The following is a 22,242-nucleotide window of genomic DNA, read 5'->3' as shown; positions in this document are numbered from 1 at the left end:
GTGCCGTTGACCGAAACCGAGTGGGACCTGGTCACCACGTGGGCGCAGAGCTATCTGCTCGACACCACGGATCCGCACGCCCAGCTGCTGCAGTACGGCTTCCCCCAGCAGTTCGTCGGCGCGCTGCCGCTGACCCACGTCAGCGCGGACAACGCCCGTGCCCTCGTACGGGCTTCGCGGACCGTCCTCCACCGCCAGCTGCGGCTCATGGAGGCGCTCACCGGGGCCGACCGGCTGGCCGTGCTCCCGGACGTCGTGAAGGCACGGGAATTCCTGGCGCGGCTGCGCGACGACGTCCGCGCCCACACCGCGCAGGACACGTTCCGCAGCTGCGTCCTGCAGAACGGGACCGAGGCGTTCATCGACCGCGAGGACCTGCGGGAGACGCTGCGCCGGTTCATCGCCGACCCGGACACGTTCATCCTGCTGGTCGACGGCGAACCGGACAGCGGGCGGTCGTACACCTACACCTTCCTGCGCCACATCGGACAGCACAGCGGCTTCCGCCCGGTGCGGGTCACCCTGTCGCGCACGTCCACCGCCGCCGAGGTCGTCCGGCGGCTCGCCGACTTCGTCACCGGGCCGGGGGCGGGGCCCGCCCCGTTCGACCGGACCGGCCGGGGCGACCCGCTGCCGTCGATCGACGAGGCGGCGCACTGGGTGGCCGCCCGGGCGACCGCGGCCGACGAGCGCCTGTGGCTGGTCCTCGACGAGTGCGACAAGCTCGACCCCAGCTCCGATGTGTGGGACTTCATCGGGCAGCTGGCCCTGGCCCTCTACGAGCACACCGCCGCCCGGGGCGAGCAGGCCCCCCGGCTGGTGCTGCTCGGCTACGGCCGCTCGATGCGCCAACTCCCCTACGACCTGCGGGGAAGTATCTGCTGGGACACCGCCCGGGTCGCCGAACCACAGGACCTGCGGGCCTTCTTCGACCTGGCCTTCCACGAGTCGGCCCCGAGGTCCCCGGTCACCGCCGGGCTTCCGGAGAGCACCGTCGCGGAGCTGGTGGACGTGGCCGTCGAGGAGGTGTTGTGCGCCGCCGGAAGGGGTGGCGAGGAGGGTCAGAGCTATATGCGGAGGGTCTGCAGCGCGGCGGAGGAGGCCATTCGTGTCTACCAGTCCCTCTGACCGGCCCGCCGGGACACCCTCCGAACAGCGGGTGGACGTACGGGAGTTGTTCACCGCGCGGCTGCGCGAGGCACTGCACACCGGCGCGGACCGGGCCCCGGGCGTCTCGGACCTCCGCCGCGCCTACCGGGAGGCGGCCTGCCTGCTGGCGCGGTTCGATCCCCGGCGGCTGAGGCTGCCCGGGGAGCAGCACCCCACCGGACGCGCACTGCTGGAGCTGGTCGACGACTGTACGACCCTGGGGGAGCAGGACCGGCCCGAGTGGGCCCTCAAGGCCGATGTCCGGGAACGGACGCTGCGCGGCCTGGCGGGGCCGGAGGCCGCCCGGCGCGCCCTCGCCGGCAACACCGGCCCGCTCTCCCCCGGGTCCGGACCGGAGTACTTCGCGCTGGCCCAGCTCTCCGGGCGCCCGCCGACGACGGCCCGGATGACCGCCGGCGAACTGGCCGACGCCCTGCGGGCGGTGCTGTGGCTGTCCCAGGTGCCGGGCGTGACCGGGCTGCCGGACGCCTCCGAGGTGCAGCGCGACCTGGAACGGGCCAGGCTGCTGGAGCCGTTGGAGCAGCTGGTCCGGCAGCCATTCCAGGGGCGCGCCCGCGAACTGGAGGAACTGCGGCGCTACGTCGGGCTGCCGGGCGGATCGGCGCCGCCCGAGCCGATGCCGGACGTGGCCCCGGCGCCGATGCCGCCGCTGGTCGTGCACGGTCCTGACGGGATGGGCAAGAGCACCCTGCTCGCCCAGTTCCTGCTCGACGGTGTGCGCACGCCCGGTGGCGGCTTCCCGTTCGCGTATATCGACTTCGAGCGGCCCACCCTGTCCATCCAGGAACCGGTGACGCTGATCGCCGAGGCCGCCCGGCAGCTCGGCATCCAGTATCCGGCCCACCGCGCCGAGCTGGACGCGCTGGCCGAGGAGTGCGAGCAGGCGGCCCGCAGCCAGCGCGAGGGGCAGGAGCGGGTGACCGAGCTGCAGGAACTCGCCGCCACCCGGGCCGTGCTGGGGCGCCGCTCCTCACGGCAGTTCCAGACGCTGGCCACCCAGCGGGAGACCGAACTCGCCCAGCGGGTCGCCGATGTCCTGGTGCGGGCGGTCGCGGACGGCAAGGCCGACAGGGATCAGCCGGACCCGCCATTCGTGCTGGTCATGGACGCGGTCGAAGCGGCGCAGTACCGCGGTTCACCGGCGACGGGCCGGGGCTGGGCGATCTTCCTCGCGCTGCAGAGCGTCTACCCCCGGACGCGGTGGATCGCCTCCGGGCGGGCACCGGTGGAACACCCGGCGAAGACCATGTCACCGCTCGCCATCGAGCTCGGCGAACTCGACACCGAGGCGGCCGTGGGCGTCCTGCTGTCGAGCGGTGTGGCGGACCGGGAGGTGGCCCGGGCGCTGGCCGACCGGGTCGGCGGCCATCCGCTGAGCCTGAAGCTGGCCGCGCGGGCCGCCACTCTGGCGGAGGCGTCGGCCGGGACGGCCGGCGAGCTGATCCGCAGCCTGCCCCCACGGCGCCCCGAGGTGTCCCGCCGCGTCGACCAACTGCTGGTGCAGGGCGTCCTCTACGACCGGATCCTGAGCCATATCGCCGATCCGGACGTCCGCCGGCTGGCCCACCCGGGCCTGGCGCTGCGGGTCATCACCCCGGAGATCATCAAGGACGTACTCGCCGGACCCTGCGGGCTGGAGGTGCCGACCCTGGACCGGGCCCGGTCGCTCCTCGCCGGGCTGAGCCGTCTCGACATGGTCGAGCCGGCCCGTACGGACGCGGTGCGCTACCGGGGCGATGTCCGCGCCATCATGCTGCGGCTGCCGGGTGGCGACCGTACCCGGGTGATGCGCGCCGTGGAGCGGCGCGCGGTGGAGCACTACGCCCGGTGCGAGGGCCTGGAGGCGCGCGCCGAGGAGATCTACCACCGGCTGCGGCTGGACGAGGACCCGCGGTCGGTGGAGGAGCGCTGGCTGCCGGGCGTGGAACGGTTCCTGGCCGGGGCGCAGCAGGACCTGTCACCCAGGGCCGCCGGGCTGCTGACAGCCCGGCTCGGCGGGGGCGCCCCGGACCGGGTGGCGGCGGGCGCCGACCAGGAGGACTGGGAGCGGATCACCGCCCGCGAGGTCGAGGACCTGCTGGCGCAGGGCTTCGCGGACGCGGCGTGGGAACGGATCGGCCGGCGCCGCCCCTGGACGCCGTGCAGCCCGCTGCACGCCCTGTTCGCCGAGACCCTGAACCGCCTGGGGCGGCGGGCCGAGGCCCGCCGGGCCGTGGCGGACGCCCTCGGCCCGGCGGAGCGCCCGGGGTGCGAGGGGCGCCGCCTGGAGCTGCTGCTGCTCGCCGCCCGGCTCGCGGCGGAGGACGGCGATCCGGCGAGCGCCGACCGCGAGCTCAGGGCGGCGGAGCAGGTCGCGGTCGGCCTCGGACAGGATCTGGAGGCGATGGGCGCGCTGCTGGCGCGGGCCCGGCTGACGGCCGGGGGCGAGGGCTCGGCCGCCGAAGCGGACCGCCGGCTCGCCGAACTGCTCGCGCGGTTGCCCGATACGGTGCTCGCCGACCGGCCGGTGCTGGTGCGGGCGGTCGCCTCGCAGATCTACGACCGGGCCCCCGGGGCGCTCGACCACGCGCTGGAGGTGGTGGGGCTGCCGGCCGACGACGAGACGCTGGACACGCTGGGCGCCGCGATGCGACGGGCGACCCGCCGGCAACCGGCGCTGCTGGGCGCCGTGATGGAGATCCTGAACGAGGCCGTGGGACCGGCCCGGCCGCAGGCCGGCGGTGCGCCCACCGGCATCACGGGCATCCTGCGGCTGGCCCGCGACCGCGGCACCCTCGACGCGCTCGCCCGACGGCTGCTGACCATTCCCGACGAGAGCGGGGAGATCGTCGCGGGGGTGGCCGCGGCGATGGGCTTCGGTTCCGGAGAGGGTACGGCGGCACCGGCGGGCGACGGCCCGTACGCCCGGGGCCCGTCCGGCCAAGGCCTCCGTACGCGGGAAGGGAGCGGCCCCGCGGGGCCTGGTGACCGATGACCGGCTACCTCCCGCCGGACGAGGTCCGCCGGGTGCTGGACGCCGCGGTGGAGACCGGGCTCGCCGACCCCGCGGTCCGGCCGCTGCTGTTCGACGGGATCATGCCCCGCTACCGCGGCACGCTGCCGCTGCACCCGGCGCCCGGCCGCCAGGTGCACTCGGACCTCAGTGAGATGAACCGGGTGGAGCGGCTGGTGGACGGCTCGGTGCCGCTGGAGATCTGGCTCCGCAACGCGGTCGCCGAGACCACCGAGGCCGGGCCGCTCACCGTCTTCCAGCGGGCCCTGGACGAGGTGGCGCGCGCGGCGGGCGGCGAGCCGGAGGTGCCGGCCGGGCTGCCGCTTCCCGGGGAGATCAAGGAGGAGATCATCCACCGGGACGACACCGTCCCGATCGGCTTTCTGCGCGGCGGTGCGCTGGCCGGCGCGGCGGTGGCCCGGGTCAAGGTACCGCCCTACGAGGGCGGCGCCCCCCTCCAGCCGAACGGCTTCCCGCACTCCGGTACCGGCTGGCTGATCACCCCGGACCTGCTGATCACCAATCACCATGTGGTCAACGCCAGGGCCGGGACCGGCGCGGGGCGGCCGCTGGCCGGCCCCGAGGACCTGCGCCTCCAGGCCCGGCGCACCACCGCCCGGTTCGACTTCGACGCCGACGCCGACACCGACGACACGGAGACGGTGGAGGCCACCGTCAGCGAACTCGTCGCCGCGGACCCCGCACTCGACTACGCGGTGCTGCGGCTGGCCGACCGGCCCGCCCGGCAGGCGCTGAAGCTGGCGGAGCGGCCGCTGACGGTGACCGGTGACGCCTATGTGGCCGTCAACATCATCCAGCACCCGGGCGGCCGGTCGAAGCGGGTGGCGCTGCGCAACAACCTCGTCTACCAGGCGGACGAGCACGATGTGCGCTACTTCACCGACACCCGTGGCGGGTCGTCGGGCTCACCGGTCTGCACCGACGACTGGAAGGTGGTGGCCCTCCACCGGGGCACCCGGCGCGTGGAGAACGTGCTGTTCCAGGGCCGGACCACGGCCTTTGTGAACGTCGGCACCCAGATGCGCAGCGTGCTGCGCCACCTGGAGGCCACCAGTCCCGGTATCCATGCCGAGATCGAGCAGGCACAAGCGGCGCCGTAGCGGCAGGGCGACGGCGCGTCGAGGAGGACGAGATGCACACAGGGCACAGATCACCGGTACCGGCCGGTCCCGAGCAGGTCTTCTCGGATCTCCGGGAGGTGGCGGCCCGGGTCCGGGACGGGCTGTCCTGGGAGATCCCCGAATCTCTGGAGGAACTCCCGGCGGACGAGCTGCCGGCCGGGCAGATCGCGCAGTTCGCGCAGCAGGAGCGGACCCGGGTGCTGTCGGCGGGTGTCACCGGTCTGGAGAAGCTCGCCGAGGGCCGTGCGGACGAGATCAGCGACGACGAGTCCTTCGGCGTGGAGGCCATCGTGCTGCTCGAAGGCCGGCCCGCGATCCTGGTGGAGAACCACGACTTCGCGCCGCAACAGGGAGACTGGGCGGTCCTGGAGGGACACCGGGCGGCGATCCGGGAGTCGTTCGTCCGGGTCGGCCGGGTGGAGCTCACCGGGCACCCCAGCCTGGACTGGCTCGGTACGGCGTTCCTCGTCGGCCCCGAGGCGGTGCTGACGAACCGTCATGTCGCGGCGGAGTTCGCCCGCGGCGACGGCGACGGCTGGTCCTTCCAGCAGGGCGTCGGCGTCAACGTCGACATGGGTGAGGAGTACGGCGGCGGCGCCCTCCCGGGAGGCGGCGGTCCGTCCTACGATGTCGTCGAGGTGCTGGGCATCCACGAGGACGTCGATCTGGCCCTGCTGCGGGTCGCACCGCCGCCCGGCGGCGGGGAGCTGCCCGCTCCCCTGGCGGTGGCCGCGGACGCTCCGGCCGATCTGCCGGGGCGTCCGGTGTACTGCGTCGGCTATCCGGCGTACGACGGCCGGCGCAACGAGCCGGAGTCGATGCGCCGGATCTTCATGGACATCTACAACGTCAAACGGCTCCAGCCCGGCACCACCACGGAGTGGGTGCCGGGCGAGAACACCATCCGGCACGACTGTTCCACGCTCGGCGGCAACAGCGGCTCACCCGTCATCGATCTCACCGACCACCGGGTGCTGGGCCTGCACTTCGGCGGCCGCTACGGCTCCGGGAACTTCGCCGTACCGCTGTGGCAGCTGGTGGAGGACCCTCTGCTGGCACGGGCGGAGATCAACTTCGTGTGAGCCGCAGGAACTTGGCCCGAATCGCAGGAACTTGGCCCGAGCCGTAGCGTCTTGGTCCAAGTCGTAGGGCCTTATGGGGGTCACCCCTTCCCGGCGACCGGGCTCTTCTTGACGAATTCGGATGTGTAGGTCTTCGCCAGATCGACCGACGCGTTCCGCAGGTTGGGGTTGAAGGCCTTGAGGACGCGCTCGACGGTCTCCGGGCCGTCGGCCGGCATCACCCCGTCCTTGGTGAACATCGGCAGGGTGTCCTTGATCGCCTGGACGTAGAGCTCCTTGCCGCCCTGCGCGTAGTCGGCGGGCATCTTCGCGGCGATCTGCTCGGCGGTGTGGGTGGACATCCACTTCAGGGTCCGCGCGAAGGCGTTGGCCAGCTTCTGCACGGTCTCCTTGTTGCTGTTCACCCAGTCGGTGTTCATATAGAGGCTGGACGACGGGTAGGGGCCGCCGAGCGCCTGCTTCGAGCCCTCGGGGGTGCGCATGTCGACGAGGACCTTGCCGAGGTTCTGGTCCACGATCCGCGCGACCGTCGGATCGGTCGTCATCCCGCCCTGGATGGAGCCCTGTTGGAGGGCGGCGAGGAAGGTCTGGCCGGCGCCGACCGCCACCGGCGTGAACTCCTCCGCCCGCACCCCGTTCTTGACCGCGAGGTACTTGGTCAGGAAGTCGGTGGACGAGCCGAGGCCGGTGACACCGAGCTTCTTGCCCTTGAAGTCCTTGGGCGAGGTGATCTCGCCGGCCGCCTTGCGGGAGACCACCTCGACCTCGCCGGGGGCGTGGGCGAACTGCACCACCGACTCCACCTGCTTGCCCTTGGCCTGAAGGTCGAGGGTGTGATCGTAGAAGCCGACGACGCCCTGGACGTCACCGGAGACCAGGGAGGTGGTGGCCTGCACCCCGGCCGGTTCGGTGAGCAGGATGACGTGGACGCCTTCGTCCTCGAAGTAGCCGAGCTGCTGGGTGAGTCTGGCCGGCAGGTAGATGACCTTGTCCAGGCCGCCCACCATGATCTTGATCTTGTTGTTCTTGGTGCCGGGGGCGGAGGCCGCGGAGCTTCCGCCGCCGCATGCGGTCAGGGTGGTGAGGGCGAGCAGCGCGGCGGCAGCGGCGGCCACCGGCTTACGGTGAGAGCGCATGGCATACGTCCTTGGTGGGTTGACGGAGGTGCGGGTGGCGGTGCTCCTTCAACGGCCGGCCGGGGCGCCGTCCGGTTTCCAGCGGAACAGCCGCTTCTCCAGGAGGGCCAGCAGTCCTTCGGCGAGCAGCGCGACAACGGCGAGAATCACCATGGCGGCGTAGACACCGGCCGCGTTGAAGGTGCCCTGCGAGGCCGCGACCAGCAGACCGAGGCCCTTGGTCGCGCCGATGTACTCCCCGACGATGGCGCCGATCAGCGCGAAGCCGAAGCTGACATGCAGGCTGGTGAAGATCCATGAGGTGGCGGAGGGGATCACGACCTGGAGGGTGACCTGACGGCCGCCGGCGCCCAGGATCCGGGAGTGTGCGACCAGGTTCCGGTCGACCTCCCGGGCGCCCTGGAAGGCGTTGAAGAAGACCGGGAAGAAGACCAGGACGACGGCGGAGGCCACCTTGGAGGCCGGTCCGAGGCCGAACCAGATCAGGAAGACGGGGGCGAGCACGATCCGTGGCAGCGCGTTGAGCACCCTGATGTACGGGCCGAGGACATCGGCCAGGAAGCGGATCCGGCCGAGCGCGATGCCCAGCACCACTCCGGCGATGACGCCGATGACCCAGCCGAGCAGCGCCTCGTAGAGCGTGTACCAGATCTGCTCCCGCAGCGGGCCCTGCGGCGTACCGTGCAGCGCCCACTGGGTCATCTGGGCCCAGATCTTCGACGGCATCGAGAAGTCGAAGGGATCGATCACGGCGGCCCTGGCGAGCCCCTCCCACAGTCCGGTCAGCCCGACCAGCAGCAGGACCCGGGTGCCGTACACCAGCAGCGTGCGGTGGCGAGCGGCGCGCGCCCGCTCCCGGGTACGGCCGTCTCCGGTACCGGACCCGGCCGTCGTGACATGCGCGACGACGGTCTCAGGCGGCATCCGCGGCACCCCTCTCGCGGGTGATCCGGACCTCTTCGCCGAGCGAGGCCCAGATCTCCCGGTAGATTTCGAGGAACCGCGGCTCCAGCCGTACCGACTCGACCCGGCGGGGCCGCGGCAGTCCGATCTCGAAGACCTCCCTGACGGTCGCCGGGCCGGCGGTCATCACCACCACCTTGTCGGCGAGCGCGATCGCCTCCTCCAGGTCATGGGTGACGAAGACGACCGAGGCCCCGGTCCCCGACCACAGCTCCAGGAGTTCGTCCGACATCAGCGCCCGGGTCTGCACGTCCAGCGCGGAGAACGGCTCGTCCATGAGCAGGATTTCCGGGTCGTTGACGAAGGTCGCGGCGAGTGCCACCCGCTTGCGCTGACCACCGGAGAGCTGGTGCGGATAGCGGTCCTCGAAGGACGCCAGCCCGACCCGGGCGAGCCACTCCCGCGCCCGCTGCCTGGCCTCGGGCTTCCGGACGCCGCGGAAGCGGGGCCCGGCCATCACGTTCGACAGCACGGTCCGCCAGGGGAAGACCGCGTCCTGCTGGAAGACGAACCCGACCCGGTCGCCGATGCCGCGGACCGGCTCACCGGCAACCCGTACCTCGCCCTGTGTGGGCTCCTCCAGCCCGCTGATCAGGGTCAGAGTGGTGGACTTGCCGCACCCGGTGGGACCGACCACGGCGACGAACTCGCCGCGCTCGACGACCAGATCCAGATCCCGGACAGCGGTGTGCGGCACCCCCGACGGGGTGCGGAACGTCTTGCCGGCGCCGCGCAGTTCGATGGCGGGGCCCGTGTAGCTGTTCATGGGCCGGGAGGCTAGGAGCGGCCCGGACCACGGCGCAGCTTGTGAGCACAAGCTGCCTTTCTGCTCACAAACCCTGTTGTGTGCGTTCTGCTCACGCTAGAACAGCATGCGGATCATCAGGAGGTGAGCAGGTGCTCACGGAGGGCTTACGGCGCGGCCCCCTCGCCACGAGACGCCGGCGACGGTTCCCCGCCCCGTGGCGGGCCCAGGACGGAGGAGACCCGAAACCGATGCGGATCCCCTGGCCCCGGCGCGCTTTCGCGCAGGTCCTCACCTCGCAAGTGGCCCTGACCACCGGTGTGCTGGTACTCGCCACCGGCCTGTTCCTCGCGCCGCTCAGCTCCCAGTTCGACGACCAGGCGATGCGGCGGGCACTGGCCATCGCCCAGACCACCGCGGCGGATCCGCGCTTCGCCCGCGAACTGGCCGCCACCGGACCGGACGCCCACGGACTGGCCGCCAACGGACCGGACGCCCACGGGCCGGTGCAGGCCGACGCGGAGCGGATCCGCCGGGCGACCGGAGCGCTGTACGTCGTGGTGCTGGACACCCGCGGGGTGCGCTGGTCGCACACCACCACCGCCGAGATCGGCCGGCGCGTCTCCACCGACCCCAGCCGTGCCCTGGCCGGGCAGGAGGTGCGGCAGATCGACACCGGCACACTGGGGCGTTCGGCCCGCGCCAAGGTGCCGCTGCGCGACGCCCGCGGCCGGATCGTCGGCGCGGTCTCGGTCGGTATCGCCTATGACAGCGTCCGGGAGCGCCTCTTGGGCACCGTCCCCACCGTGCTGCGCTACGCCGGCGCGGCGTTGGCCGTCGGTGTGCTGGCCGCCGTCGCGCTCTCGCGCCGGCTCCGCCGCCGTACGCACGGTCTGGCGTTCGCCGACATCTCCGCCCTGCTCGACGAGCGCGAGGCGATGCTGCACGGCATCCGGGAGGGCGTGGTGGCGTTCGACCGTAAGGGCCGGATCCGGCTGGTCAACGACGAGGCCGGGCGGCTGCTCGGGCTCGGAACCGACGCCGCGGGCCGGGCGCTGGGCGACGTCCTGCCGCCCGGCCGGACCACCGATGTGCTGACCGGGCGGGTGGCCGGGGCGGACCTGCTGGCCGTCCGCGGCGGCCGGGTACTGATCGCCAACCGGGTGCCTACGCGCGGCGGCGGGGCGGTGGTGACCCTGCGGGACCGTACCGAGCTGGAGCTCCTCGGCCGCGAACTGGACGCCACCCAGGGGCTGTTGGACACGCTGCGGGCCCAGGACCACGAACACGCCAACCAGCTGCACACGCTGCGCGGACTGCTCGAACTGGGCCGGTACACCACGGCCGTGGAGTTCGTCACCGAAGTGACCACCGCCCACCGGGCGCAGGCGGAGCAGATCGCCGACCGGGTGCCCGACCCGCTGCTCTCCGCGCTGCTGGCCGGCAAGGCGGCGATCGCCGCCGAGCGCGGGGTGGCGCTGCGGGTGTCGGCCTCGACGCTGCTGCCCGACCGGGTGGTCGACCCGCGCGACCTGGTGACCGTCCTGGGCAATCTCATCGACAACGCGCTGGACGCCGCCGCCGGGCGCCGCCGCGGCGACCCGTTCGTCGAGGTGGAGCTGAGGGCCGAGGGCACCACGGCGGTCCTCCGGGTCTCGGACACCGGGCAGGGGGTACCGCCCGCTCTGCGCGAACAGATCTTCACCGAGGGCTGGTCCACCAAGGATCCACCCCTCACCGGGGGCCGCTCCCCCGCACGCGGCCGGGGCATCGGCCTGGCACTGGTGCGCCGGCTCGCCGAGCGCTACGGCGGGATGGCCCGGGTGACCGCGCGGGCGGGCGGGGGCGCGGTGTTCACGGTCGTCCTGCCGGAGGCGCTCGACGGACTCGACCCACTCGATGGACACCACGTGCGGCAGAAGGGCCCGAAGGGTCCTGAGTCCCCCGCGGCCGACAGCCGCCACGAGGAACCACGCGGAACGCAGACCCACGGTGATCGGAGAGCCACGGTGATCGGAGACCCGCGATGATCGATGTCCTGGTCGTGGACGACGACTTCCACGTCGCCGAGATCAACGCCGCGTACGTCGCCCAGGTGCCCGGCTTCCGTATCACCGGCCGCGCCCACACCGCCGCCCAGGCGCTGGCCGCCCTGGAGCGCACCCCGGCCGATCTGATGCTGCTCGACCACTACCTCCCGGACGAGAACGGCCTGGCCCTGGTGCGGCGGCTCCGGCAGCTCGGCCACCGCACCGACGTCATCATGGTCACCGCGGCCCGCGATGTGGCCACCATCCAGGACGCGATGCGCTCCGGCGCGCTGCAGTACCTCGTCAAGCCGTTCGGCTTCTCCGGGCTGCGCGCCAAGCTCGACGGCTATGCCGCGCTGCGCCGTACCGTCGCCGGTGTGAGCGGGCACGGCGAGGCCGGGCAGGAACAGGTCGACCGGATCTTCAGCGCCTTCCGGGCCCCCGAGTCCCCGCGCACCGAGCTCCCCAAGGGCCACTCGGCGGCCACCGCCGACCTCATCCACCGCGTGCTGGGCGAGGCCGTCCGCCCGCTCTCCGCGCACGAGGTCGCCGAACGCTCCGGTGTCAGCCGCTCGACGGCCCAGCGCTACCTCAAGCACCTGGAACGCGGCGGTCACATCACCCTCACGCTGAGGTACGGCGACACCGGCCGCCCCGAACACCGCTACCACCGCGCGGGCGCCCACTGACCGCCTGACCGCGCTTGACAGCTCCCCCCACGGGGTCCGAGGATCGTCGAGTGAACCTGTCAGACAGCCAGACAGCTGGTGCCACGCCCCGGCGGGTCAGCGCGATGGAAGCGGTCCTGAACCATCTGCGCGGCGCCATCGAGCGGGGCGAGTACGCGGTCGGGGACAAGCTCCCCTCGGAGGCGGAGCTCTGCCGTCGTCTGGAAGTGAGCAGACCCGTGCTCCGGGAGGCGCTGCGGGCGCTCCAGACCATGGGGCTCACGGTCTCCCGCACCGGCAAGGGCACCTTCGTGGTCTCGAACGGCGCGCTCGCCGATCCGACCTTCGGCGACTACGCGGCGAGCGATCTCCTGGAGGTGCGTCGCCATGTGGAGATCCCGGTGGCCGGGTACGCGGCGCTGCGCCGAACGCCTACGGACCTCGACCACCTCACGCACCTGCTGGAGCGGATGGAGCGGGAGACCGACACCACCGCCTGGGTCGCGATGGACACCCTCTTCCACCTCGCCGTCGCCCAGGCGGCCCGGAACCCGGTCTTCCGCCGGGTCATCGAGGAGATCCGCGACGCGCTGGCCCGCCAGTCGGCGTTCCTCACCGAGCTCGGCGGACGGCGCGAGCAGTCGAACCGCGAGCACCGGGCGATCGTCGAGGCGCTCGCCGACCGCTCCGAGCGCGACGCCGCGGAAGCCATGGCACACCACCTCTCGCGCGTCGAGACGACGCTGACCACCATCGTGCGCCCGCCGCACCGTACGGCCCCCGCCACAGCCCCCACCACGGACGCCACGGAGAGCTGAGACCGATCATGAGCCAGAGCACCACCCCGCCGCACCGCGCACCCCAGGCACCGCCCGAGGTGCGCGAACCGGCCCACGTCCCCGTCGCCCATGTGATCCGCGGCGGCGTCATCGAGGGCGTTCACCACGGCTCGGTCGTGGTGCTGGCCGCCGACGGGACCGTGGAGTTCCAGGCGGGCGACATCGAGGCCGCCTTCTACCCCCGCTCGGCGATCAAGCCGCTCCAGGCCGTCGGCCTGCTGCGGGCCGGGCTGCCGCCGCTGGACGACGAGACGCTGGCGCTGGTCGCGGCCAGCCACTCCGGCGCGGAGCGGCACCTGGCCGTGGCCCGGCGCATCCTGGACACCGCCGGCCTGGCCGAGGACGAGCTGCGCAACGTCCCCGACCTGCCGTACGGGGCCGTCGAACGGGACGACTGGCTCCGGCGCGGGCTCGCCCCCTCCCGGCTCGCCCAGAACTGCTCGGGCAAGCACTCCGCGATGCTGCTGACGGCCCGGGCCCGGGGCTGGCGACTGGACACCTACCTCGACCCGGAGCACCCGCTCCAGCAGGAGATCGCCACGACCGTGGCGGACCTCACCGGCCAGGGCATCGCCCATGTCACGGTCGACGGCTGCGGAGCGCCGCTGTTCGCGGTGTCCCTGCACGGCCTGACCCGGGCCGCCGCCCGCCTCGCGACGGCCTCCCCCGACACGCACGAGGGCCGGGTCGCGCATGCCATGCGCACCCACCCGGAGATGGTCTCCGGCAGCGGACGGGACACCGCCCGGCTGGTGCACGCCGTGCCGGGGCTGCTCGCCAAGGACGGCTTCGAGGGCGTACAGATCGCGGCGCTGCCGGACGGACGGGCGGTCGGCGTGAAGATAGCCGACGGCGCCGACCGCGCCCGTATGCCGGTGACGGCGGCGGCGCTGGCCCGCTGCGGCATCGACCCCGGGGTACTCGCCCCCTTCGCCGCCACACCGGTGATCGGCGGCGGCGCACCGGTCGGTGAACTCCGGGCAGCGGGCGCCCTCGCCCCGCGCCCCACCGATACCTGACGCGCCATCACACCGCACCGCATCCCCTCCCCCTCCCCCTCCCCCTGCTTCCCCCCTCAAAGGACCAGCGCACCATGACCGCCGCCGCCCACCGCCGCGAACACGATCTGCTCGGCGACCGCGACATACCCACGGACGCCTACTGGGGCGTGCACACCCTGCGCGCCGTGGAGAACTTCCCCATCACCGGTACGTCGATCGCCGCCTACCCGCACCTGATCAACGCCCTCGCCGCCGTCAAGGAGGCCGCCGCCCGGGCCAACCAGGACCTCGGACTGCTCGATCCCGAGCGGGCCGACGCCATCGCCGCCGCCTGCCGGGAGATCCGGGTGGACGGCCGGCTGCACGACCAGTTCATCGTCGACGTCATCCAGGGCGGTGCCGGTACCTCGACGAACATGAACGCCAACGAAGTGATCGCCAACCGCGCGCTGGAGATCCTCGGCCACGGCAAGGGCGACTACCACCGTCTGCACCCCAACGAGCACGTCAACCTCAGCCAGTCGACCAACGACGTCTACCCGACCGCCGTCAACGTCGCCACGATCTTCGCCGTACGGGAGCTGCTCGCGGCGATGACCGTGCTGCGCGAGGCCTTCGCCGCCAAGGCCGAGGAGTTCCGCGACGTCCTCAAGATGGGCCGCACCCAGCTCCAGGACGCGGTGCCGATGACGCTGGGCCAGGAGTTCTCGGCGTACGCGGTGATGCTGGAGGAGGACCAGAGCCGGCTGGCCGAAGCCGCCCTTCTCATCCACGAGATCAACCTCGGCGCCACCGCCATCGGCACCGGTCTCAATGCCCCCCGGGGGTACGCCGAAGCGGCCCGCGCACACCTGGTGGCGCTCACCGGCCTGCCCCTGGTGACCGCCGCCAACCTCGTCGAGGCCACCCAGGACTGCGGGGCCTTCGTCCACCTCTCCGGCGTCCTCAAGCGCATTGCCGTCAAGCTCTCCAAGAGCTGCAACGACCTGCGGCTGCTCTCCTCCGGCCCGCGCGCGGGCCTGGCGGAGATCAACCTGCCGCCGGTCCAGGCAGGTTCGAGCATCATGCCCGGCAAGGTGAACCCGGTGATCCCGGAGGTCGTCAACCAGGTTGCCTTCGAGGTCATCGGCAACGACGTCACCATCACCATGGCCGCCGAAGCGGGCCAGCTGCAGCTCAACGCCTTCGAACCGGTCATCCTGCACTCGCTCTCGGAGAGCATCACCCACCTCGGCGCCGCCTGCCGCACCCTCGCCGAGCGGTGCGTGGTGGGTATCACCGCCAACACCGAGACGCTCCGGGCGAGCGTGGAGAACTCCATCGGCCTGGTCACCGCCCTCAACCCGCACATCGGCTACACCGCCGCCACCGCGATCGCCAAGGAGGCCCTGGCGACCGGCCGCGGCGTCGCCGAACTGGTCCTGGAACAGGGACTGCTCCCGGCCGACCGGCTCGCCGCCCTGCTGCGCCCGGAGGAGATCGCCGGCACGGGAGAGGACCTGACCCCGGCCTGAGGCCGGCCGGAGATCCTCGGGAGATCCGCGGGAGAATCGGTACCGGGACGGACACGTCCCAGGCACGACACAGGCACCACGACTCGGACACGAGGAAAGAGAGGCCGCATGCGTATCGCGCTGTGCCAGCTGACGGCATCGACCGACCCGAAGGAGAACCTCGCGGCGGTACAGGACCACGTCCGCCGGGCCGCGGACGTGGGGGCTCGGCTGGCGGTCCTCCCCGAGGCGTCGATGGTGCAGTTCGGGGTGGCTCTCGGGCAGGTGGCCGAGCCGTTGGACGGGCCGTGGGCCGAGGGCGTGCGGTCCGTCTCCCGTGAGACGGGGGTGACGGTGGTGGTCGGGATGTTCACCCCGGCACCCGGCGGCCGGGTCGCCAACACCCTGCTCGCCACCGGGCCCGGGGTCGAGGCGTCCTACGACAAGATCCACCTCTATGACGCCTTCGGGTTCAAGGAGTCGGACACGGTCGCCGCGGGCTCGCAGGTGGTGACCATTGATGTCGGCGGAGTCCGGGTGGGCCTGGCGACCTGTTACGACCTGCGCTTCCCCGAGCTGTTCCGGGCGCACGCGGACGCCGGGGCGACGGTGTCCGTACTGCCCGCCTCCTGGGGCGCGGGCCCGGGCAAGCTCGCGCAGTGGGACCTGCTGGTACGGGCCCGCGCGCTGGACGCGACGGTCTGGCTCGCCGCCGTCGGCCAGGCCGCCCCGGATCCGTCGGCCGATCCGGAAGTACCCACCCGGATTCCCACCGGCGTCGGGCACAGCGCGCTGATCGGCCCCGACGGGACGGTACGCGCCCGGCTGGGCGGCGAACCAGGCCTGCTGGCCGCCGATGTGGACGTCGAGGAGACCGCACGGGTACGGCGTGCGGTGGCCGTCCTGGACAACCGCCGGCTCTAGGGACGCCCTCCGGCCTCCCGACCTCCCGGCTTCCCGACCTCTCACCCTCCCGCGCGGTCAGTCCGCCAGCCGCTCGGCGACCCAGCGGTGGAAGGCGCCGATGTGGTGCTCGCTGGGTACGAGCACCCCGCCGTCGCGGTAGGCGCGGGAGTGCATGCCCGGCTGGGTGCGCTCGCAGGCGTCGAAGTCCTGGGTGTTGACCCGGTGGAAGAGCTCGACGGACTTGCTGACATCGGCACCGGAGTCGACGACGTCGGGCTGGTACAGCCAGTCGCACACGACGAGGGTGCGGTCGGCGGCCGCCGGGAACATCCGGTGGACGATGACGTGGTCGGGGACGAGGTTGACGAACACCTGCGGCCGGACGGTGATCGCGTAGTAGCGGCGGTCCCGGTCACCGTCGATGCCCGGCAGCCGGCCGAAGCCGGCGCTGCCGTCGACGGTGAACCCGGCCGCCTCCGCGGCGAACTCCGCACCGTGGCCGACGTAGTACTGGGCGGCGAAACCCTCCGCGAACTCCGGCAGGACATCGGTGAGTTCGGGGTGGATGGTGGCGCAGTGGTAGCACTCCATGAAGTTCTCGACGATCAGCTTCCAGTTGGCGCGCACGTCATAGGTGAGGCGCCGGCCGAGTGCGAGCGCCTCGGTGCGGTACTGGTCGATGGCTGCCGGATCGCCCAGCCGCTCGGTGACCGCGCCGGTCACGGCCTCCTCGAAGGACGGCGGCCGGTCGGCCAGGCACACCCAGACGTAGCCGAGCCACTCCCGGAGCGGGACGGTGACCAGGCCGCGCCCGGTACGGTCGAGGTCCGGCATCCGCTGCAGGTTGGGGGCGGCCACCAGCCGTCCGTCGAGGTCGTAGGTCCAGGCGTGGTACGGGCACTGGAGGCTGCGGCGGACCTCGCCGGATTCCTCGGTGCACAGCCGTGCGCCGCGGTGCCGGCAGATGTTGAGGAAGGCACGCGGCTCACCGGCGCGGTTGCGGGTGATCAGGACGCTCTCCCGGCCCACCTGCACCGTGCGGTAGGCGCCCGGCCCGGTCAGATCGGAGCCGCGCACGGCGCAGAACCACTGCCGTTCGAAGATCTGCTCCTGTTCCCGCCGGAAGATCCCCGGATCCGTGTAGTAACGGCCGGCGAGGGTGGCGGTCAAGCTGGGCGAGGGCGCCGTCGAGAGCGCTTTCACGGCGGCCGGGGGCGGGGAGACAGGAGTCGTCGTCATGTGCGTCCTCCTCAGGCGGGCGCGGCGGCGAGCCGGCGGGGGTCGAAGAGACCGATCGGGTACGCGGTGGTGCCGGTCAGAGCCAGATCGGCGACGATCTCGCCGACCACCGGTACGAACTTGAAGCCGTGCCCGGAGAACCCGCAGGCCACGGTGGTCGACTCGGGGTGCGCGGGGTGGCGGGCGATGACGAAGTGCTCGTCGGGGGTGTTGGTGTACAGGCAGGTGGCGGCCTTGAGGAAGGTGCCGGGCAGATCGGGGACACAGCGCGACATATGGTCCGCCATGGCCCGCACCTCGTCATCGCGTACGGTCCGGTCGACGGTCTCCGCCGTACAGACGACGCCCTTGCGGAAGAAGGCGACCTTGGCCCCGAGCTCCGGTCCGTCGATGGCCGGAAAGCCGTAGGCCTGGACCCCGGCCGCGTCCTCCCAGATGTAGACGGGGTGGTTCTCGGGCCGGAAGGGCCCGACGCCGCCCGTGGGCTGGAACCAGTACGTGACGTGCCGTTCGACGGTGAAGGGCACGCCGAGGTCCATGAGCAGTCCGGGCGCCCAGGCCCCCGGGCAGAGCACCAGCTGACCCGCGGTGTAGGCGTTCTCGGCGGTGTGGACGCGGACGCCGCCCCGGCACGGCTCCCAGCGTGTCATCGGCTCGTCGAAGTGGAGCTCGGCGCCCTGCCGGGTGGCGAGCTGGAGGTGGGCGGCGACAGTGTTCTCGGGGCGGAGGAGGCCCGCCTTCCGCTCGTACAGCGCCACCTCGTCGTCCTGCGGCCGCAGCGTCGGGAAGCGGCGGCGGATCTCGGCGGCGTCCAGCATCTCGTGGGGCAGGTCCCACTGCCGGGCGGAGCGCAGCGCACCGGAGACGGTCCGCGTGTCCGGGCGGCCGACCATCACACCGCCGCACAGGGTGGCGATGTCCCGGCCGGTCGCCCGCTCCAGCTCGTCGTACAGCTCGTACGCGCGCAGCAGCAGCGGAACGTACGCCGGATCCTCGAAGTAGGACTGCCGGGTCATCCGTGAACCCCCGTGGCTGGAGCCACGCTGGTGGACCGGGCCGAACTTCTCCAGGCCGAGGACACGGGCACCGCGCGCGGAGAGCTGGTGCGCGGCGGCGCTGCCCATTCCGCCCAGCCCGATGACGATCACGTCGTAAGTGGGAGACACAGCAGAACTCCTGATATCAGGTCAGCAACATGTCAGGTCAGGTCAGGTCAGGTCAGGTCAGCAACATGGCAGATCAGCAACGGATGCGGGTCATGTCCGGATCGAAGAGCGGCTCCTCGGCCACGGTCGCGTGGAGTTTCTCGCCGAAGTACTCGATATGCACTCCGGTGCCGGCGGTGAGGGTGGCCGGCAGCCAGGCGTACGCGATACAGCGGCCGAGTGTGTAGCCGTACGCGGCGCTGGTGACGTAGCCGGCCGGGACGCCGTCGAGGTGGACGGGCTCCTTTCCGAGGACCTGGGCGGCGGGGTCGTCGAGGAGGAGAGCGGTGAGTCTGCGCGTGACGGGCGGCGCCCCGTCGAGTGCGGCACGGCCCACGAAGTCCTTGTCCCGGCGTACCGCGAAGCCGAGACCCGCCTCGTACGGATGGTGCTCGTCGGTCATATCGGTGCCCCAGGCGCGGTAACCCTTTTCCAGGCGAAGGGAGTTGAAGGCCGAGCGCCCGGCAGCGATCACCCCGTGCTCCCGGCCCGCCTCCCACAGCGTGTCCCAGAGCCGCAGCCCCAGGTCGGCGGTGGTGTACAGCTCCCAGCCCAGCTCTCCGACGTACGACAGGCGCAGGGCGGTGACCGGGACGTGGCCGAGGTACGTCTCCTTCGCGCGGAAGTAGCCGAAGCCCTGGTGGGAGAAGTCGTCGCGGGTCAGCGGCTGGACGAGGTCGCGGGCAAGCGGTCCCCAGACGCCGATGCCGCAGGTGCCCGGGGTGATGTCGCGGATCCGGACGTCGGACGGCGCGTGGCGCAGCAACCAGTCCAGGTCCGCCGGGGAGTTGGCGCCGATCTGGAAGCGGTCGGGGGCCAGGCGGGCGACGGTGAGGTCGGAGCGGATCCCTCCGGTCTCGTCGAGGAGCAGCGTGTAGGTGACCGCGCCGGGCTTCTTGCGGAGGTTGTTGGTGGTCATACGGTCCAGGAAGCCGAGGGCTCCCGGGCCGGTGACCTCCAGCCGGCGCAGCGGGGTCATGTCGTAGAGGGCGACCCGCTCCCGGGTGGCCCTGGCCTCGGCGGCGGCGATCGGCGACCAGTACCGCGCCGACCAGGCGTCCCGCTCGGGGAGCCGGAGGTCTTCGGCGAGCGGGGCGTTGGCCTCGTACCAGTGGGGGCGCTCCCAGCCGCCGCCTTCCAGGAAGTACCCGCCGAGCTGCTGCTGGCGTGGGTAGAAGGGGCTGGTACGCAGCGGCCGGGGCTGGGCCATGGGCTGCAGCGGGTGGATGACGTCATAGACCTCTCGGAAGCTCTGGGCGCCTCGCTCGGCGACGTACGCGGGGGAACGCTGGGCGTCCTCGAAGCGGTGGAGGTCGCACTCGTGGACGTCGAGAGCGGGCCGGCCGTCCGTCATCCACTCGGCGACGGCCTTGGCGACGCCCGCGGAGTGGGTGACCCAGACCGCCTCGGCGAGCCAGAATCCGCGCAGCTCACGGGATTCGCCGAGGAGCGGCAGACCGTCGGGCGTGAAGGAGAAGACGCCGTTGAAGCCTTCCGCGACCCGGGACGCGCCCAGCGCGGGCAACAGGGTCACACTGTCCTGCCAGCTCGGGGCGAAGTCGTCCGCGGTGAAGGGCAGCACGGACGGCATGGCGTACCGGCCTCCCTTGTGCAAGCGCCGCCGGGAGCCCCGCCGGCCGAAGACCGGCGGAGGGTCGACGGGCATCGGGCGGTGGGCGTACGAGCCGATACCGAGGCGGTCGTGGTGTTCGCGGAAGTACAGGTCGCGGTCCTGGAAGCGCAGGATGGGCCGGGTCGCCTCCTCCCCGGGGCCGTTGGCCGGGGAGAGCCCGGGCAGCGGTGCGGTCCTGGCGTACTGATGGGCGAGCGGCAGCAGCGGTACGTCCACCCCGGCCATGGCCCCGATCACCGGCCCCCAGAAGCCGGCCGCGGAGACGACGTGGTCGGCGGGGAAGCCGCCCCGGTCGGTGACGACGCCGGTGACCCGGCCATCCGCCCGCTCGATACCGGTGACGGTGTGCCGCTCGAGAAAGCGGGCACCGCGGGAGACGGCCCGGGCCATCTGGGCACGGCAGGCGGGCAGGGCGCGGGCCAGTCCGTCGTCGGGGGTGTGGAATCCGCCGTGAAGCAGGGTCTCGTCCAGCATCGGCCAGAGCCGCTTGCACTGCCGCGGGGTGAGCAGGGCACCCCGTACACCCCAGGACGCGGCGAGTCCGGCCTTACGGTGCAGATCGGCCCAGCGCGCCTCGGTCGTGGCGACCTCCAGGCCGCCGACGGGGCGGAAGCAGGGCGTTCCGCCGTCCTCCAGGGAGCTCAGCTTGCGGACGGTGCAGGCGGCGAACTCGGTCATGGTTCTTGAGGGGTTGGTCTGGAAGACCAGGCCCGGTGCGTGCGAGGTGGAGCCGCCGGGGGCCGCCAGCGGCCCCTGTTCGAGGACGGTGACATCGGTCCAGCCGCGGGCGGTCAGCTCGTCGGCGAGGGAGCAGCCGACGATACCGGCGCCGATGACCACCACACGGGAACGGTTCATAGCCCACCCCTCGCTGTTGCGCAGATCGCTGTTGCGCAGAGCACGACTGGTTGCGCCTTCGGAGACATAGTGAGAACGCGCTATCGACGCGTCAAGAGGCCGACGCCCACCACCGGCAGAAGGCGCGCGCCAACTGCCGGCGAAAGGCCCGTCAAGCCATCACGGCATCACGGCATCACGGCATCACGGCATCACGGCATCACGGCATCACGGCATCACGGCATCACGGCATCAACAGGCGTACCCCATACGCCGGGAGAGCTCCTCAGCCGCGGCCACCGTGCCCTTGACGACCTCTGGCAGCCGCTCCGCATCCAGCCGGTAGGCCGGCACCGAGACGCTGATCGCCCCGATCACCGAGCCGTCATGCGCCCGTACCGGCGCCGCCACCGCCCGTAGCCCGAGCTCAAGCTCCTCGACCGCGAGCGCGAAACCCCGCTCGACGACCTCCTCGAGCTGCCGGCGCAGCTCGGCGGCCGAGGTGACGGTCCGCTCGGTCAGCCGCGGCAACCTCCGTCCCAGGACGGCTTCCTGAACCGGCACCGGCTGGTACGCGAGCAGCGCCTTGCCGCTGGACGTGGCGTGCAGCGGCGTCCGCCGGCCGAGCCAGTTCTGTGCGGTGACCGAAGCCGGGCCGCGGGCCTGCATGATGTTGACCGCGGCATCGCTCTCCAGCACCGCGATATTGACCGTCTCCCCCAGTGCGTCGGCAAGCTGCCGACACACCGCCGCGCCCTCCTGGGAGATGTCCAGCCGCACGGCCGCCGCACCGGCGAGCCGCAGCACTCCGGCACCGAGGTAGTACTTGCCGCGCTCCTGCTCCTGACCGACCAGCCCCCGGCTCTCCAGCACCCCGAGCAGCCGGAACGCGGTCGACTTGTGCACTCCCAGCTCGTCGGCGACCTCGGTCACCCCGGCCTCGCCGAGCCGCGCCAGGATCTCCAGTACGGTCACCGCCCGGTCCACCGACTGCACCGCGCTCGCGGGCCCCTTCGGCGGCCTGCCCTCCGGCGGCCCCGCCACCAGCCCCTCCGCCTGTCGCTGCACGTTGCCCGTCATACGTTGGATCTCACCACCTGGGGACCCGATCGCGGGTCCGGTTCCGAACGGCCGGCTTTTCCGGGGAACGCTTGACGCGCA

At 72.4% G+C, this 22,242-nt stretch carries 17 protein-coding genes; 10 read left to right on the top strand and 7 right to left on the bottom strand.

The annotated features are described in order from the left end of the window. The first annotated feature begins 6 nt into the window (after positions 1–6). Genes ACFY12_RS09530 through ACFY12_RS09515 form a run of 4 tightly spaced genes read left to right on the top strand, consistent with a single transcriptional unit; the run spans position 7 to position 6,386 of the window. Positions 7–1,128 (top strand): hypothetical protein, encoded by a 1,122-nt coding sequence (locus ACFY12_RS09530; RefSeq protein ID WP_390715195.1) that lies wholly within the window; start codon positions 7–9, stop codon positions 1,126–1,128. After that, positions 1,109–4,144: an ATP-binding protein gene (locus tag ACFY12_RS09525; RefSeq protein ID WP_390715194.1), complete on the top strand. Its 3,036-nt coding sequence runs from the start codon at positions 1,109–1,111 to the stop codon at positions 4,142–4,144. The genes ACFY12_RS09530 and ACFY12_RS09525 overlap by 20 nt, the downstream gene beginning before the upstream one ends. Next, a complete protein-coding gene (locus ACFY12_RS09520) occupies positions 4,141–5,283 on the top strand; it encodes a trypsin-like peptidase domain-containing protein (RefSeq protein ID WP_390715193.1) in 1,143 nt (380 codons plus the stop codon). The genes ACFY12_RS09525 and ACFY12_RS09520 overlap by 4 nt, the downstream gene beginning before the upstream one ends. 32 nt (positions 5,284–5,315) lie before the next feature. Further along, on the top strand, positions 5,316–6,386 hold the full coding sequence (locus ACFY12_RS09515; protein ID WP_390715192.1) for a trypsin-like serine peptidase: 1,071 nt from the start codon (positions 5,316–5,318) through the stop codon (positions 6,384–6,386). 80 nt (positions 6,387–6,466) lie between these two features. On the opposite strand, the gene ACFY12_RS09510 is transcribed toward ACFY12_RS09515, so the two are convergent. Genes ACFY12_RS09510 through ACFY12_RS09500 form a run of 3 tightly spaced genes read right to left on the bottom strand, consistent with a single transcriptional unit; the run spans position 6,467 to position 9,251 of the window. Beyond that, positions 6,467–7,522, bottom strand: a complete 1,056-nt coding sequence (locus tag ACFY12_RS09510) for an ABC transporter substrate-binding protein (protein WP_390715191.1) — start codon at positions 7,520–7,522, stop codon at positions 6,467–6,469. Positions 7,523–7,570: 48 nt separating this feature from the next. Further along, positions 7,571–8,446 (bottom strand): ABC transporter permease, encoded by an 876-nt coding sequence (locus ACFY12_RS09505; RefSeq protein WP_390715190.1) that lies wholly within the window; start codon positions 8,444–8,446, stop codon positions 7,571–7,573. Further along, positions 8,436–9,251, bottom strand: a complete 816-nt coding sequence (locus ACFY12_RS09500; protein ID WP_390715189.1) for an ABC transporter ATP-binding protein — start codon at positions 9,249–9,251, stop codon at positions 8,436–8,438. Before ACFY12_RS09500 ends, ACFY12_RS09505 begins: the two co-directional genes overlap by 11 nt. Positions 9,252–9,481: 230 nt before the next feature. Here ACFY12_RS09500 and ACFY12_RS09495 point away from each other — a divergent pair, with 230 nt between their 5' ends. The 6 genes from ACFY12_RS09495 to ACFY12_RS09470 all read left to right on the top strand — a co-directional run bounded on the left by ACFY12_RS09495 (position 9,482) and on the right by ACFY12_RS09470 (position 16,185). Beyond that, positions 9,482–11,260, top strand: a complete 1,779-nt coding sequence (locus ACFY12_RS09495; protein WP_390715188.1) for an ATP-binding protein — start codon at positions 9,482–9,484, stop codon at positions 11,258–11,260. Beyond that, on the top strand, positions 11,257–11,949 hold the full coding sequence (locus ACFY12_RS09490; protein WP_390715187.1) for a response regulator: 693 nt from the start codon (positions 11,257–11,259) through the stop codon (positions 11,947–11,949). Before ACFY12_RS09495 ends, ACFY12_RS09490 begins: the two co-directional genes overlap by 4 nt. A gap of 50 nt (positions 11,950–11,999) precedes the next feature. After that, positions 12,000–12,746, top strand: a complete 747-nt coding sequence (locus tag ACFY12_RS09485) for a FadR/GntR family transcriptional regulator (protein WP_390715186.1) — start codon at positions 12,000–12,002, stop codon at positions 12,744–12,746. Between the two features lie 8 nt (positions 12,747–12,754). Continuing rightward, a complete protein-coding gene (locus ACFY12_RS09480; protein WP_390715185.1) occupies positions 12,755–13,786 on the top strand; it encodes an asparaginase in 1,032 nt (343 codons plus the stop codon). Between the two features lie 74 nt (positions 13,787–13,860). Then, positions 13,861–15,282 (top strand): aspartate ammonia-lyase, encoded by a 1,422-nt coding sequence (gene aspA / locus ACFY12_RS09475; RefSeq protein WP_390715184.1) that lies wholly within the window; start codon positions 13,861–13,863, stop codon positions 15,280–15,282. Positions 15,283–15,390: 108 nt separating this feature from the next. Then, positions 15,391–16,185: a carbon-nitrogen hydrolase family protein gene (locus ACFY12_RS09470; RefSeq protein WP_390715183.1), complete on the top strand. Its 795-nt coding sequence runs from the start codon at positions 15,391–15,393 to the stop codon at positions 16,183–16,185. 57 nt (positions 16,186–16,242) lie between these two features. On the opposite strand, the gene ACFY12_RS09465 is transcribed toward ACFY12_RS09470, so the two are convergent. The 4 genes from ACFY12_RS09465 to ACFY12_RS09450 all read right to left on the bottom strand — a co-directional run bounded on the left by ACFY12_RS09465 (position 16,243) and on the right by ACFY12_RS09450 (position 22,077). Beyond that, on the bottom strand, positions 16,243–17,406 hold the full coding sequence (locus tag ACFY12_RS09465; RefSeq protein WP_390715182.1) for an aromatic ring-hydroxylating dioxygenase subunit alpha: 1,164 nt from the start codon (positions 17,404–17,406) through the stop codon (positions 16,243–16,245). Positions 17,407–17,417: 11 nt separating this feature from the next. Beyond that, entirely contained in the window at positions 17,418–18,572 is a 1,155-nt protein-coding gene (solA, locus tag ACFY12_RS09460; RefSeq protein WP_390715181.1) for an N-methyl-L-tryptophan oxidase, read from the bottom strand. 73 nt (positions 18,573–18,645) lie between these two features. Continuing rightward, on the bottom strand, positions 18,646–21,102 hold the full coding sequence (locus tag ACFY12_RS09455) for an FAD-dependent oxidoreductase (RefSeq protein WP_390715180.1): 2,457 nt from the start codon (positions 21,100–21,102) through the stop codon (positions 18,646–18,648). A gap of 231 nt (positions 21,103–21,333) precedes the next feature. After that, positions 21,334–22,077, bottom strand: coding sequence for an IclR family transcriptional regulator (locus ACFY12_RS09450; RefSeq protein ID WP_390715688.1), 744 nt, complete (start codon positions 22,075–22,077; stop codon positions 21,334–21,336). Positions 22,078–22,242: the final 165 nt, after the last annotated feature.

It is taken from the genome of Streptomyces sp. NPDC001339 (genome assembly GCF_042895955.1).
Lineage (GTDB): Bacteria > Actinomycetota > Actinomycetes > Streptomycetales > Streptomycetaceae > Streptomyces.
This window is presented reverse-complemented; position numbering and strand designations above follow the sequence as displayed.